The organism is Polaribacter sp. KT 15 (assembly GCF_900143115.1).
GTDB classification, from domain to species: Bacteria; Bacteroidota; Bacteroidia; order Flavobacteriales; family Flavobacteriaceae; genus Polaribacter; species Polaribacter marinaquae.
Genome location: NZ_LT670850.1, coordinates 1568528 through 1583303, shown reverse-complemented (window position 1 = coordinate 1583303; position 14776 = coordinate 1568528). Strand labels below are relative to the sequence as shown.

General features: G+C 28.1%; 17 protein-coding genes. 11 read left to right on the top strand and 6 right to left on the bottom strand.

Annotated elements, in window-relative coordinates; translation table 11 throughout:
• Window positions 1–117 precede the first annotated feature (117 nt).
• Together B5464_RS07105 and B5464_RS07100 are read left to right on the top strand one after the other, a co-directional pair.
• A complete protein-coding gene (locus tag B5464_RS07105; protein WP_079737806.1) occupies window positions 118–1764 on the top strand; it encodes a glycerol-3-phosphate dehydrogenase/oxidase in 1647 nt (548 codons plus the stop codon).
• 146 nt (window positions 1765–1910) lie between these two features.
• A complete protein-coding gene (locus B5464_RS07100; protein ID WP_079737805.1) occupies window positions 1911–2246 on the top strand; it encodes a hypothetical protein in 336 nt (111 codons plus the stop codon).
• A 37-nt stretch (window positions 2247–2283) separates the two neighbouring features.
• Here the strand turns inward: B5464_RS07100 and B5464_RS07095 are convergent, their stop codons facing one another.
• Window positions 2284–2988 carry a TIGR04283 family arsenosugar biosynthesis glycosyltransferase gene (locus tag B5464_RS07095; protein ID WP_079737804.1) on the bottom strand — a complete coding sequence of 235 codons (705 nt, stop codon included), beginning with the start codon at window positions 2986–2988 and terminating at the stop codon, window positions 2284–2286.
• 22 nt (window positions 2989–3010) lie between these two features.
• Here B5464_RS07095 and B5464_RS07090 point away from each other — a divergent pair, with 22 nt between their 5' ends.
• Window positions 3011–3772 (top strand): DUF547 domain-containing protein, encoded by a 762-nt coding sequence (locus tag B5464_RS07090; protein ID WP_079737803.1) that lies wholly within the window; start codon window positions 3011–3013, stop codon window positions 3770–3772.
• Between the two features lie 59 nt (window positions 3773–3831).
• Here B5464_RS07090 and B5464_RS07085 read toward each other — a convergent pair whose 3' ends face one another.
• Complete coding sequence (locus B5464_RS07085) at window positions 3832–5100, bottom strand: MFS transporter (RefSeq protein ID WP_079737802.1); 1269 nt, start codon at window positions 5098–5100, stop codon at window positions 3832–3834.
• Between the two features lie 174 nt (window positions 5101–5274).
• On the opposite strand from B5464_RS07085, the gene B5464_RS07080 reads away from it, so the two are divergent.
• Both B5464_RS07080 and B5464_RS07075 read left to right on the top strand, forming a co-directional pair.
• Window positions 5275–5610, top strand: coding sequence for a hypothetical protein (locus tag B5464_RS07080; RefSeq protein WP_154066949.1), 336 nt, complete (start codon window positions 5275–5277; stop codon window positions 5608–5610).
• Window positions 5611–5910: 300 nt separating this feature from the next.
• Window positions 5911–6318 (top strand): hypothetical protein, encoded by a 408-nt coding sequence (locus B5464_RS07075; RefSeq protein WP_079737800.1) that lies wholly within the window; start codon window positions 5911–5913, stop codon window positions 6316–6318.
• A gap of 55 nt (window positions 6319–6373) precedes the next feature.
• On the opposite strand, the gene B5464_RS07070 is transcribed toward B5464_RS07075, so the two are convergent.
• Both B5464_RS07070 and B5464_RS07065 read right to left on the bottom strand, forming a co-directional pair.
• Window positions 6374–7033, bottom strand: coding sequence for a hypothetical protein (locus B5464_RS07070; protein ID WP_077810683.1), 660 nt, complete (start codon window positions 7031–7033; stop codon window positions 6374–6376).
• Window positions 7034–7076: 43 nt separating this feature from the next.
• Complete coding sequence (locus B5464_RS07065) at window positions 7077–8072, bottom strand: NAD(P)H-dependent glycerol-3-phosphate dehydrogenase (protein ID WP_077810682.1); 996 nt, start codon at window positions 8070–8072, stop codon at window positions 7077–7079.
• Window positions 8073–8168: 96 nt separating this feature from the next.
• Here B5464_RS07065 and B5464_RS07060 point away from each other — a divergent pair, with 96 nt between their 5' ends.
• From B5464_RS07060 to B5464_RS07045, 4 genes are read left to right on the top strand one after another with little or no spacing between them, the layout of a single operon-like run.
• Window positions 8169–9035, top strand: a complete 867-nt coding sequence (locus B5464_RS07060) for an alpha/beta hydrolase (RefSeq protein ID WP_079737799.1) — start codon at window positions 8169–8171, stop codon at window positions 9033–9035.
• Window positions 9036–9041: 6 nt separating this feature from the next.
• Window positions 9042–9473, top strand: coding sequence for a dUTP diphosphatase (dut, locus tag B5464_RS07055; protein WP_079737798.1), 432 nt, complete (start codon window positions 9042–9044; stop codon window positions 9471–9473).
• A gap of 1 nt (window position 9474) precedes the next feature.
• Window positions 9475–9840, top strand: a complete 366-nt coding sequence (locus B5464_RS07050) for a hypothetical protein (RefSeq protein WP_079737797.1) — start codon at window positions 9475–9477, stop codon at window positions 9838–9840.
• Window positions 9841–9865: 25 nt separating this feature from the next.
• A complete protein-coding gene (locus tag B5464_RS07045) occupies window positions 9866–10018 on the top strand; it encodes a PspC domain-containing protein (RefSeq protein WP_077810678.1) in 153 nt (50 codons plus the stop codon).
• 7 nt (window positions 10019–10025) lie between these two features.
• On the opposite strand, the gene B5464_RS07040 is transcribed toward B5464_RS07045, so the two are convergent.
• Entirely contained in the window at window positions 10026–10562 is a 537-nt protein-coding gene (locus tag B5464_RS07040; RefSeq protein ID WP_079737796.1) for a GNAT family N-acetyltransferase, read from the bottom strand.
• Between the two features lie 80 nt (window positions 10563–10642).
• Window positions 10643–11650 carry a recombinase RecA gene (gene recA, locus B5464_RS07035; protein WP_077810676.1) on the bottom strand — a complete coding sequence of 336 codons (1008 nt, stop codon included), beginning with the start codon at window positions 11648–11650 and terminating at the stop codon, window positions 10643–10645.
• Between the two features lie 114 nt (window positions 11651–11764).
• Between recA and B5464_RS07030 the strand changes: the two genes are divergently transcribed.
• Together B5464_RS07030 and B5464_RS07025 are read left to right on the top strand one after the other, a co-directional pair.
• On the top strand, window positions 11765–12556 hold the full coding sequence (locus B5464_RS07030; protein WP_079737795.1) for an aldose 1-epimerase: 792 nt from the start codon (window positions 11765–11767) through the stop codon (window positions 12554–12556).
• Between the two features lie 15 nt (window positions 12557–12571).
• Entirely contained in the window at window positions 12572–14776 is a 2205-nt protein-coding gene (locus B5464_RS07025) for a T9SS type B sorting domain-containing protein (RefSeq protein WP_172830870.1), read from the top strand.

Here is a 14776-nt window from a genome sequence, read left to right as displayed (position 1 = left end):
AAAAACAAGTAAAAAGACTATTAAAAAAAAGCTAAAACATAAATCTAATGAATCGCTTTTTCGTATTTTGCTGTATCATATCGTTATTAAATTTTAATCTAAAACTTAACTTTAGTTATGACCAATTTTTCTTACTTAAACAGAAATAATAATATCAAAGAATTAAAAGAAACTGAATTTGATATTTTGATAATTGGCGGCGGAATTACAGGTGCAGGAATTGCTTTAGATGCAGCTTCTAGAGGAATGAAAGTTGCTTTAATAGAAAAAAACGACTTTGCCTCTGGCACAAGCAGCAAATCTACCAAACTTATTCATGGTGGCTTACGTTACTTAAAGCAATTTGATTTTTGGTTGGTAAAAGAAGTGGGTACAGAACGTGCAATTGTACACAAACTAGCACCACATTTAGTTGTACCAGAAAAAATGATTTTACCTTTAATAGATGGCGGCACTTATGGTTCTTGGTTAACTTCTATCGGATTAAAAGTTTACGATATTTTAGCTTCTGTAGAAGGTGAAGACAAACGTAAAATGCTCGATAAAGAAGAAGCTTTAGAAAAAGAACCTCTTTTACCAGAAAGTATATTAAATGGTGCTGGTTATTATGCAGAATACAGAACGGATGATGCTCGTTTAACTTTAGAAGTCTTAAAAACAGCTTTAAATTACAATGCAAAAATTGTTAATTATACAGAAGCTAAAGAGTTTGTATATAAAGACGATAAAGTTGTTGGCGCAAAAGTAAAAGATATTTTTACCAATGAAGATTACGAAATTAAAGCAAAATATGTAGTAAATGCAACAGGACCTTGGGTAGATACTTTAAGACAAACCAACCATTCTAAAACAGGCAAACGTTTGCACTTAACAAAGGGCGTACATTTGGTTGTTGCTCATGATAAATTACCAGTAAAACAATCTGTTTATTTTGATGTGCCAGATGGCAGAATGATGTTTGCTATTCCAAGAGGTAAAGTTACTTATTTTGGCACCACAGACACTAATTATCAAGAAGATAAAGACAACGTAGAAACAAGTTTAGTAGATGCAACTTATTTAATATCTGCGGTAAATAATATGTTTCCAGATATAGAAATTTCTTTAGAAGATATACAATCTTCTTGGGCAGGTTTAAGACCTTTAATTCATGAAGAAGGAAAATCTGCATCAGAATTGTCTAGAAAAGATGAAATTTTTGTTTCTGATACAGAACTAATTTCTATTGCTGGTGGTAAATTAACTGGTTACAGAAAAATGGCAGAGCGTATTGTAGATTTAGTTGCCAAAAAATACAAAAGAAGATATGATAAAGACTTTGATGAAATTAAAACCAAAGAGATTGTTCTTAATGGTGGCGATTTTAAAGATTCTAGCGAAGTACGAAGTTATACAGATGCAATTTATAACAGAATCGCAGAAGTAGATTTTAACCAAAAAGATGCTGAATATTTAGTGCATAATTACGGAAAACAAACAGATATTATCTTGCAAAAATTTGACGATTTAATGCACGATAATATGCAAGAAAAAATGATAAAAGCAGAAGTTTGGTTTGCTATAAATTACGAAATGGCTTGCACACCAACAGACTTTTTTATGCGTAGAACGGGTCGTTTATTTTTTGATGCTAATAGTGTTTATACACACAAAGATTTAGTAATTCAACTATTTGAAAATCAATTTAATTGGACAGAAAATCAGAAAGAAAAAAATAGCAAAGAATTAGATGAAAAATTAACATCAATTTTAAATTTCAATTAATAAAAAAAGATATATTTGTTATAGCAAAATTTAATTTTTAAGGCTTATGAACATATAGTTAGTTATACCTCAGCAAAAGCAGGTTCTTTTAAGAAAAAAGAACAGCTACTATATTAATAATAAGAACAAACTTAAATTTTAAAATAATGAAAAAAATACACAGTGTAGCATTCGTGCTATTTATAGCTACAGCTTTATCTTTTACAACTAAATTTTCTGATATTCAAAATACAATAACTGCTACATTTATTGAAATTACAAACGATGATTTCTTTAAATTTATAGATGCTGATAAAAAAGAAATCCTTTTTTATGATGTAATCGAAGAAGTAGAAATAAGTTTATATGATGATGAAAATCTAAACAAGAAATTTACAATTACTTGGGTAGAAAAAGAAATCGAATTAATGGACGAAGAAGGAGATTTAACCGGAGAAAAAAAGAAAGTAAAATCGATAACCTCACTTACTTTAGTAAACTAATTTATAATAGAAACCGCTTTACAAATAAGCGGTTTTTTTATACATTTTCTCTTAAAAGGCTTTTATACGTTTTTCGAAGCTTTACTGGTGATACACCTAATTTATATTGTAAAAACACATAACCGTTTATTAAATTTACTTTTAACCAAGAGTTCTGTTCGTATTTTCTAGCGCTAACTGTAGCCTTAGATTGTATAATTTTAAATTTTATTTTTTGTTTTCGAACTCTACCAATCATTTCAAAATCTTCCATTATACAAAACTGTTCGTTAAAACCATTTAGATAATGAAATGTTTCTTTGGTAAAAAATTGGCATTGATCTCCGCCACCCGCAAATAAGCCGTCTTTGGTTGTAAACTTGCTGTTAAAGTTTAAAAATGCAGAATCTTTATCAAATTTATAAGCAAAAAAACCTGATTTATTTCCTTGGTTTAATGCTGTAATTATTTCTGAATAAAAATTAGTTGGCAATGCAACATCGGCATGTAAAAAAAGTAAAATATCACCGTTTGCCTTTTTTGCACCAAAATTCATTTGTGCTGCTCTTCCTTTTTTATCGCTTGTAAAATATGTAACTTTAGAAAAAGTTTTACAAACTTCCGGACTTTCATCTGTAGTTTCTGGAGAGTTAGAAACAATAATTTCTAAAGGAAATTTGTTAGCTTGTTCACATAAAAACGACAACCTCTTTAGAAGGTTTTCTTTCTCATTGTATACCGGAATAATAATACTTAATAACATATTTAAACGTACGTAAATTTATATGAAACAGTTTTTTTTAATACTTGCTTTTGCTTTTAGTTTTCACCTTGTTGCACAAGATAACATAAATTATAATGAGGTTTCTCAAGATTTATTACAAAATATTATGGTTGGAAAATCCTATACAAAAGAAGTTAAAATTTTAGAAGAAAGTACTTTAGAAGATTTGGTGACACAATTAAAAACAGACAAACAAAAAATTGCTTTTTGGGTTAATGTTTACAATTCTTTTATTCAAATATCTTTAACAGAAAACCCTAAAGAATATGAAGATAGAGGCGCATATTTTAAAAAAGAACGTGTAAAAATTGCTGGCGAAATTTTATCTTTTGATGATATAGAACACGATATTTTAAGAAGATCTAGAATAAAACTAAGTTGGGGTTATTTAAGAAAGTATTTTAGACCAAAATGGGAACGTAAACTGCGTGTAAAAAATATTGATTGGAGAATTCATTTTGCACTAAATTGCGGTGCTAAAAGTTGTCCGCCAGTAGCAAAGTTTACACCAGTAGGTTTAGATAAAGAGTTCGATTTTATGACAACGGAATACTTAAAAGAACAAACTACCTATAATAAAGATACAAGAACAGCCAAATCAGTTTCTTTGTTCTCTTGGTTTAGAGCAGATTTTGGTGGTTTGTGTGGCGCAAGACAAATTTTAGCCGACTACAAGATTACATCAGAAAAACCTAAAAAATTAGAATTTAATAATTACGATTGGACATTAAGTTTAGGTAATTTTAGAAAGATTCCTAACTAGTTTACCAATATTTATTTTTAAAAAAAAGCCTTCTATTTTAGTAAATAGAAGGCTTTTTTTTAAACTTCTTTTTGATTGTTTTCTATTTCTTCTGTTAAATCTAAATCTCTTAAAACAGGGTTTTTTAAAGCGGTTACACCAACAGTTAATAAAGTCATTGTTCCACCAAAAACTACAGCCGCCACTGGGCCAATAAGTTTTGCAGCTAAACCACTCTCAAAAGCACCTAATTCGTTAGAAGAACCAACAAACATAGAGTTTACAGAAGAAACTCTACCTCGCATATCGTCTGGTGTTTTTAACTGTAAAATGGTTTGTCTAATAACCATCGATATTCCGTCTGCAGCACCACTTATAAACAACGCCAAAATACTTACCCAAAATATAGAAGATAATCCGAAGGCAATTATACTAAGTCCAAAAATAAAGACAGATACTAACATTTTTTTACCTGTATTTTTATTAATAGGAATATATGTTGTTAAAAACATTGTTACGATACTTCCCATAGAAATAGAAGCGTTTAAAATACCAAAACCTTCTGGACCAACTTTTAAAACATCTTGTGCAAATACAGATAAAATAGCAACTGTACCACCAAATAATACTGCAATCATGTCTAAAGTTAAAACCCCTAAAATTGCTTTATTTTTAAAGACAAAACTAATTCCTGCCTTTAAACTTTCTTTCATTGGTTCACCTATTTTTTTATTTAAAATCGGTTTCTTTTTAATTAAAAAGGTAAAAATTAAAGATAGAATTACTAAAATAAAAACTAAGCAAAGAGTTTTGTCTACACCAATCCAACTTATTAAAAATCCTGCGGCTAAAGCACCAGAAACCGAAGCTGTTTTCCAGGTACTTGTGCTCCAGGTTGCTGCATTATGATAAATATTTTTAGGAACAAGTAAGGCAACTAAAGAAAATATAGTTGGTCCGAAAAAAGATCTTAAAAATCCACCGAAAAAAACCAAACCATATATAGAATATAGTATCGAGTTGGTAGACCAGCTATTTATTACACTGTCTGTAGTTAGTAAAAATAACCCTAAACTAATTAAAGAAAATGCTGCTGTACATAAGGCTAATAGATTTCTTTTTTCTTTTTGATCTACAATATGACCCGCAAATAATGCCATTGTAAATGCCGGTATAATTTCCATTAAACCAATAATACCCAAAGATAACGGGTCTTTTGTAATCGAATATACTTGCCATTCGATTACAATAAACTGCATAGACCAACCAAAAACCAATAAAAAACGTACAAATAAGAAAATATTAAATTCTCTAATTCTTAATGCTGCGTATGGATCGAGCTTTTTCATTTTGAAAAAATTTAAATATTGAACTTTTAAAAAACCTTTTCTTAATTAAAATCGTAAGTCTTTCGAGTTCTTTTTGTTTTCAACTTAAAATAATTTAAAACAAAAGTAGGGTAATTCTAAATAGAGTTGTCTTATTAATGAACAAGAATAACATCAACCTTAAAAAACATACAGATGAAAAAAATTACATTATTAATAGTATTTATTATTACAAGCTTATTTAGTATGAGCTCTAATGCACAATCAAACGAAAAATCGATAACTGCAATTTATAAAGGAATGACGGTTTCAGATAATTTTAAGTTTGAAGACAGCAAGGGAAATCCTATTGTTTTTCATGATGAAGATCAATCTTTTAAAGGTTCTATTACCCTTTGGGATGAAGGTTTAATAGGCGAAAGAATTAAAGTTTCTTATAAATGGGTAGATGTACACTTATTTAATGACCAAGGTATAGCTACAGGAAAAACTATGAAAGTTAAAAGAATTTTTAATTATAGTAAACTATAATTATCAGAACTAGAACTATTTTGAATTAATTAAGAAAAGCCGGCTTTATGCTGGTTTTTTTTTGTGCTCATTTAAAAGATAACATTTTTAAATACTGATATACAGTTGTATAATTTGTTAAAATTGTTGAATGTATTTTCTTTTTGGGTTAACGTTTTTTACATATGGGTTAATCTAAAATGTAATTAGGCCGTTACTTTGTATCAGAATTAAAGGATACATTTTAAAACCTTAATCTATAAAGAAAGACAATAATTAAAATTGTCATCAATCAATAAAAACTTTAAAATATTAGAAATTATGAAAAAATTATTTACTCAAACAGTTGCCTTTTTATTTGTTGCCATTTTATCTTTTAATGCACAAAGTACAAATGCACAAGAAACTACAAAAACAAGTAACGAAAAAACTTTAACTGCTACTTTTAAAGGTTTAAACGTTAGTGATAACTTTAAATTTGAATTTAATAACGGAGAAGCAATTGTATTTCACGATGAAGCGAAATCATCACCAAGTAAAATTAGTTTATTTGACGAAGGATTAATTGGAGATAGATTTACAATTTTTTACAAGTGGGTAGATGTAATGTTATTTGATAACGGAGTGCCTACAGGTGAGACTATGAAGGTAAAAAGAATTTATAACATTATGCCAGCAAATAATTCTTACCAAAGACCAGATGTTTTAGTTACTTCTAACGAACAATAGAAAGAAAGAAAAAAATATAAAAAAAGGCTTAAAGTTTACACTTTAAGCCTTTTTTTTAGTTCAATTTCATGTCCATTAAAATGGCAAAAGTTTGATTGATATCTTGCTCTTTTACAACAATTGTCATTTCATTAGTAGTAGAAATAATTTCTTGTAACGGAATATCTGCCCAAGCTAATTGTTTTAAGATAAAGTAATAAATACCCGATTGTTCTAAGTTTTCTTTTGGCAACTTGATTGTAATAGAAGCCAAATCCAATACGTTAGATATTAACGTTTCTTTTTCGAATATTTCGTTTACAAATGGTTGTAAATTTTTACTTGTAACAATATTTGTCTCGAAAATTCCTTGAGAAACGGTTAAGAAATAATCTGAATTTTCTGATGATTTCGTTAGAATTTTTGCAATTTCTTTTAAAAGAGATGGTGTGTTTTTAAATGTAAAATCACATAAATCTGATCTTACAATTACATCACCCAAATCTAAAGCTAACTTTTTTATATTCTTTCTAATACGAAGTTCGCTAGCAGGAGAAAGCCTGTTAATTGCCATCATTACTGCACCAACCTTAACATCTTTTTTTAGTAAAGTAGATACTTCTGGTAAAATAATACGAGCCAATGAAGAAACATTTATTAATTTTTCATGCAACGCCTCTTCAATAAACGGTGTTTTTCTAATGGTACTTTCTACAACTTCCTGTATTGTTTTCATACTTATTGTTTAATATAACATACTAATGTTCAAAATTAAACAATTAATCTAATTTATTGGTTAACTTTTTAAATTCTTTTTTAGCGTCTTTATTATTGTATAAAACGTTGTAAACCGCATTAATAATTGGTGTGTTTGCTCCGTTTTGCGCTGTCATTTTAAAAGCACTTTTTGTAGCATAAAAACCCTCTGCAACCATACTCATTTCCATTTGTGCAGATTTTACAGTGTAACCTTTACCAACCATATTACCAAATTGTCTGTTTCTACTAAAAACAGAATAACCTGTAACTAATAAATCACCTAAATAAGCAGAGTTATTAATGTTTCGCTTCATTTTATGAACTTTTTTAATAAAGCGTTTCATTTCTCTAATCGCATTACTCATTAACACAGATTGAAAATTATCTCCGTACCCCAAACCATGTGCAATACCAGCAGCAACTGCATAAATATTCTTTAACATTGCGGCATATTCTGTACCAATAATGTCATCAGAAATCTTAGTTTTTATATACCAACTTTTAAGAGATTTGCTCATTAACTTCGCATTTTCTTGGTTTTGACATGCAATTGTTAAGTAAGACAAGCGTTCCATAGCAACTTCTTCTGCGTGACAAGGCCCTGTAATAACTCCAATTTTTTCATAAGGAATATCATAAACATTATGAAAATGCTCGCCAACTATTAAACCAGTCTCTGGAACGATACCTTTTATTGCAGAAAAAATTATTTTTCCTTTTAACGATTTCTTTAATTTTTCTAACTCACCAACTAAAAATGCAGACGGAATAGCGAAAATTAAAACATCGTAGTTTTCTACCATTTTATTAATATCGCTAGATAAATCTAACTGACTTGCATATACATCTGCAGATCTTAAATAATTAGGATTATGATTGTTCTTTTTTATATGATCTATGGCAGATTTGCTTCGCATATACCAACCAACAGTTTCTAAATTTTCTGAAAGCATCTTCACAATTGCAGTTGCCCAACTTCCTCCACCTATAACCGCTATTTTTTTCTGATTATTCATTTATTTATAAATTTTATGCCCCAAAAGTAAGAAATTTACTATCTAATGATGAATGCTAGTATGAATTATTATATTTGTAAGACTTCAAACTTTATTATGAAAATACAAATCTCTATTCTTTTTAGTGTTTTTTTATTGATAACATCTTGTAAAGTTGCATCACAATCCAAAGAAAAATCTAACGTTAAAATTGTAAAACAAACAGAAACTAAAGGTACTGTTTCTATTTTAGAGAAAGAATTTGTTATTAAAAATCTAAATACAATTTCACATAAAGTTTGGGTGTATTTACCACCAAATTATACAACTTCAAAAAATAAATATCCTGTAATTTACATGCACGATGCTCAAAATCTATTTGATGCAAAAACATCTTTTGCTGGCGAGTGGGAAGTGGATGAAACTTTAGATAATTTATATAATAAAACTAAAAAGGGTTTTATTGTTGTGGGTGTAGAAAATGGCGGAGAAAAAAGAATTGAAGAATACACACCTTGGTCTAACACAAAATATGGTGGCGGTAAAGGAGACGTTTATTCAGATTTCTTGGTAAATACCTTAAAACCATACATAGATAAAAATTATAAAACTAAAACCACTGCAGAAAACACAGCTATTATTGGTAGTTCTTTAGGCGGTTTAATTTCTTTTTATACCGGTTTAAAACATCCAAGAGTATATGGTAAAATTGGTGCACTTTCTACTTCTTTTTGGTTCTCTAACAAAGTAAATTCTTTTGCAGAACAAAACGCAAACCTAAAAAACACAAAATTGTATTTATTAGTTGGCGATAAAGAAGGTGGCTCTATGGTGCCAGATACAGAAAATATGGCCGAAAGATTAATAGATTATGGTTTTAATCAAAAAAATATAAAAACTAAAGTTGCTGCAAACGGTACGCATACAGAATCGTTTTGGAAATCAGAATTTTTAGAAACAATAACTTACTTATTCAATTTATAAATAAAAATGAACGTACAAATTATAAACAAATCTAAACACGCTACACCAAATTACGAAACAAATGGTGCTGCTGGTATGGATTTAAAAGCTAATATAGAAGAAGCAATAACACTAAAACCTTTAGAAAGAGCCATTATTAAAACTGGCTTATTTATAGCCTTACCAATCGGTTTTGAAGCACAAGTTAGACCTAGAAGTGGTTTGGCGGCAAAAAAAGGAATTACCGTATTAAATTCTCCTGGTACAGTAGATGCAGATTACAGAGGAGAAATCGGTGTAATTTTAGTAAATCTTTCTAATGAAGATTTTATTGTAAATGATGGTGAAAGAATTGCTCAATTAGTAATTGCAAAACATGAAAGAGTTGTTTGGCAAGAAGTAGATATACTTAGCAAAACAGAAAGAGGTTCTGGAGGTTTTGGAAGCACAGGCGTTTAAAATGGATGAAATAGATTTACAGCCTTTAAGAATTACAAATAGTTGGCATGTAGAATGGAATTTATTTTATGAAGTTGATCCTTCTATAGAAACCATGCATTACCTAGATTCTAGCTCTTTATTACATCTAAATAATTACAGTTTAAAGCGTGCTATAAATTTAGATTATAGACCAGAAAATGATGTAAACGGATACTTTTATTTAAGAGTCCTTAATTTAAAAGAAATCATTAACTCTAAATCTAAAGAAGTTTCTTTTGATGCAGATTGGGAAAATTTACATTTCGAATTAAAATCTAAAAGTAGAATTGAAATTGTTAAAGAAATAGAACGATTAGTTCGAGAAACTCCTCCTTTTAAAGGATAATAAGTAAACTAAATAAATTTAAATTATGATTTTAGGTGTATGTGAATGGTTAAGTACAAAAACACAATTTTCGGCAAAAAACATTAGAATTCTATTTGTACTTCTTGTTTTATTTGCAGGTTTAGGTATTGGTGCTTACTTTATTTTATGGTTGGTAAAAATTCTTTCTAAAGAATAAATTAAGATTATAAAAGCTTATAAACTTGGCTCATTTTTCTTACATCGTCTTGTAATAATTCGAAAGGTAAAAAAGTATGTGAATGGTATTTATAACCTAATTTTTTATAAAACTGAAACGCTTGTTCTTGCATATTCATAGCGTCTAGCCATAAAATGGCATACTCTTTTTGTATTGCTAAGTTTTCTAACCAATTTACTATTTTTTTACCAAAACCTTTGCCTTGAGTTTTTTTATGAAGATATAATCTATGTAATTTTACTTGTTTTTCTTCGGATAAACCTTCTAAGTTTTCATCCCAAATAATTCTGATATTTCCAACTACTTCATTCTTACAACAGATAAAGTAATAAGAAGAATTCTCTTGTAAAAGCTCTTGTTCTAGGTTTTCTTTAGAATATTGAGAGTTAACATACCAATCTCCTTTATCTTTCCAAAAATGACTGTATGCAGACGGATATACTGTTTTCATTAAGGTATATAAAACCTCTGCATCAGAAAGTAAAATATTTTTTAATGTAAGATCTTCTGTAATTTTAATCATAACAATTAAATATAATAAAAAACTGCCATAGATTGATTAATTCTATGGCAGTTTATAATAGTTAGAACTTTTAAATAAACTTATTCTTGATTTTCGATAGCAACTTTTATTTTACCTTCAAGTTCTTCTGCTAATTCAGGATTGTCTTTAATTAAACCTTTCACGGCATCTCTACCTTGACCTAATTTTGTCTCTCCGTAACTAAACCAAGATCCACTTTTCTTAACAATACCTAAATCTACACCAATATCTAAAATTTCACCAACTTTAGATATTCCTTGCCCATACATAATATCAAACTCTGTAATTTGAAAAGGTGGTGCAACTTTATTTTTAACAATTTTAACCTTTGTACTGTTACCAATAACTCGGTCTCCGTCTTTAATTTGTGTTCTTCTTCTAATATCTAATCTAACAGAAGCATAAAACTTTAATGCATTACCACCCGTTGTTGTTTCTGGGTTACCAAACATTACACCAATTTTTTCTCTTAATTGGTTAATAAATATAACTGTACATTTTGTTTTAGAAATAGTACCTGTTAATTTACGTAATGCTTGCGACATTAAACGTGCATGAAGACCCATTTTAGAATCTCCCATTTCTCCTTCTATTTCAGATTTTGGTGTTAATGCTGCTACAGAATCAATAACAACAATATCAATTGCACCAGAACGAATTAAGTTTTCTGCAATTTCTAATGCTTGCTCACCATGGTCTGGTTGAGAAATTATTAAATTATCTATATCTACACCTAAGTTTTCTGCATAAAATTTATCGAATGCGTGTTCTGCATCAATAAAAGCTGCAATACCACCAGCTTTTTGTGCTTCTGCAATTGCGTGTAATGTTAAAGTTGTTTTACCAGAAGATTCTGGTCCGTAAATTTCTATAACTCTACCTCTTGGATAACCACCTACGCCTAAAGCCAAATCTAAACCTAAAGAACCAGATGAAATTGCATCTATATCTTCTGTAACTACATCACCTAATTTCATTACAGAACCTTTACCATATGTCTTATCTAGCTTATCTAGAGTAAGTTGAAGTGCTTTAAGTTTTGCTGCTTTTTCTTTATCTGCCGCCATAAATCTTGCTTGTTTTATTTTTAAATAAGTGCCACAAGTTACAAAAAACTAAGATGAATTCACTAAAAAAAAAGAGTCAAATTTATACTATTTTTACACAAATTATTTATGCAAATGAAAACCAAGGTAATCTTACAAAACAATTTTTCTACTGTTGTAATAGAAAAAGGAGAGTTAATCAGTTTTATAAAAAATAACCAAGAATTTATACATCAAAAAGGAAATAAAGGTTGGCGTAATTCTGATGATGAAATGTTTCCGGTAATTGGTCCTACGGTTAAAAATAATTTTAGAGTACATACTAAAAATGGCGACGCTATTTTAGATCAGCATGGTTTGTTACGAGAATTAGATTATAATTTAATTTCTTCGGATGAAACTTCTGCAAAATTTAAAAAAGAATACATTAAAAATACTTTAGTTACAAATAGCAAGTTTCCTGTTAAATCGAAAGAAGAACACCTTAATTGGCCTTTTAATTTTACGTTTGAAAAACATTTTACTTTAGAAAATGATATTCTAAAAATAGATTTTATTATACATTCTGAAGAAGGAATGCCGTTTATGTTAGGCTATCATCCGGCTTTTTTATTATCTAATACTGGTAAAGAAATTTTAGAATCAGGTAAAGAAAAAATTACATTAAAAGATGTTTATAAAGCTGGCTCAAACGCTTTTCCGGTATTAGGTACAGAAAAAATTACGTTAAAAAACATCAATAAAAACGACTTAGAAATTACCACAATTGGTTTTAATAACTTTATGCTGTGGACAGAAGTTGACAACATGCTTTGTATAGAACCAATAACGCAATATACTTCTTATACAGATCAAAAATTTTCGGAAGAAAACATGAGTTTGTCTAAGGGTAAAAATGAATTTTCTGTAATTTTAAATGTATTATAATTGCTTATGAAAAAAATGAAGTTTCTTTTCATTTTAATTTTTGTTAGTATAAACATCTGTTCACAAAACACATATGTACCTGATGATAATTTTGAACAATTACTTATTGATTTTGGGTACGATTCTGGACCTTTAGATGATTTTGTACCAACAAATAATATAAATTCAGTAACTGAATTATTTATAGATGATTCTTCAATTAAAAACTTTGTAGGTATAGATGGGTTCACTGCTCTTACTCGTTTATCTATAGAAATATATGAAGTTACAGAGCTAGATATTTCTAAAAATATAAAATTAAAAGACCTATCTGTCTCTAATGGTTCACTTAAAAACATAGACCTTTCTAAAAATACAGAGCTAGAAACACTACGTTTAGTTGTAGTTGATATTTCTTCAATTGACCTAAAAAATAATCTAAAATTAAAAGATTTAACAATTGGAAATACAGTTATTACCAAAATAGATTTAAGATATAATGAAAAACTTTTAGATATAAATTTAAGTCACGGAATTATAGAAAACATCAATTTAAAAAATAACAACAATACAAATATTAATACTTTTTTTTGTTCTAATAATTCAGAATTAAAATGCTTACAAGTAGATAATAAATCTTATAGTATTACTAATTGGACGGATATTGACGATAATACTGTTTACAGTGATAATTGTAGTGTTTTTAAAAATTTAACATATGTACCAGATGATAATTTTGAACAAAAGCTTATTGACTTAGGCTATGATTCTGGTAGTTTAGATAATTATGTACCTACAGCCAATATTAATACTATTAAAAACCTTAATATTACAAATGAAAACATATCTGATTTAACAGGTATTCAAGACTTTATTTCTTTAGAGGATTTACAATTTACTCAAAACAATGTATCAAATATAGATTTGTCATCTTTAATAAATTTGAAAACACTTTATTCAAACAACAACAATATTCTATCTATTGATGTTTCTAACAACATAAATTTAATAGATTTATTTACAGGATACAATCCTCTTACAAAAATAGATGTATCTAAAAATTTAAATTTAGAACAACTAGATATTTCTAATACTAATGTTTCAACTATAGAACTTTCTAAAAATAAAAAGCTTACTTTATTCAGTTCTTCAAACACCAATATTTCAGCATTAAATACTTCAAATAATCTAAATTTAACATACTTGCATTTAAGTTTTAATAAAATATCAGAATTAGATTTAACTATAAACGATAAATTATTCGAATTGAATTGTTCAAATAATCCCTTGACAAAATTATCTCTTCCACCAAATAATATTTTAGATGGTTTACATGTTAATAGTACACTAATTTCTGAACTTGATTTAAGAAATCAAGCTAACTTAATATCTAATGCAGCCTCTTTTTTAGAAATACAAGATAATGTAAATTTAAAATGCGTTTATGTAGATGACGTTAGTTATTACAATTCAGATCCAATGGGTTCAATAACAAAAGATGCACAAAGCACCTTTGTTTTAAATGAAGCAGAATGTGCTAAGTTAGATTGTAAAATTGATGTAGATACGTTAAATGATGTTAATGAGTGTAATAGTTTTGAACTTCCAAATTTAACTAATGGTAGTTTTTATACACAATCTAATGGAAATGGTACAAAGTTAAATGCAGGTGATTTTTTATATAATTCACAAACAATTTATATTTATAACGAAGATCCTTCTAATAATGCTTGTTTTAATGAAACTAGTTTTAAAGTTATAATAACACAAAAACCTTTAGTAGATAATTTAAGCGATGTTACAATAAATAATAATTATTTACTACCAGAACTAACCAATGGAAATTATTATACTCAATCAAATGGAAATGGTACAAAGCTAAATGCAGGAGATTTCTTAAATACATCGCAAACAGTTTATATTTACAATGAAGACTCTTCTAATGCTGCTTGTTCTAATGAAACTAGTTTTAAAGTTAATATCAATTCAGATTTAGAAATTCCAAATTATTTTACACCAAATAACGATGGTTTAAATGACTTTTGGGTAATACAAAACAACTCTCAAATTAATGAAATTTTAATCTATGATAGGTTTGGTAAATTAATAGCAAAACCTAATATCAGTATTGGTTGGAATGGAAACATTAATGGTAAACTATCAATACCAAATTCATATTGGTATTTAATAACTTTAAAAAATGGTAAAAAATATAAAGGTTCTTTTTCTTTAATAAAATAA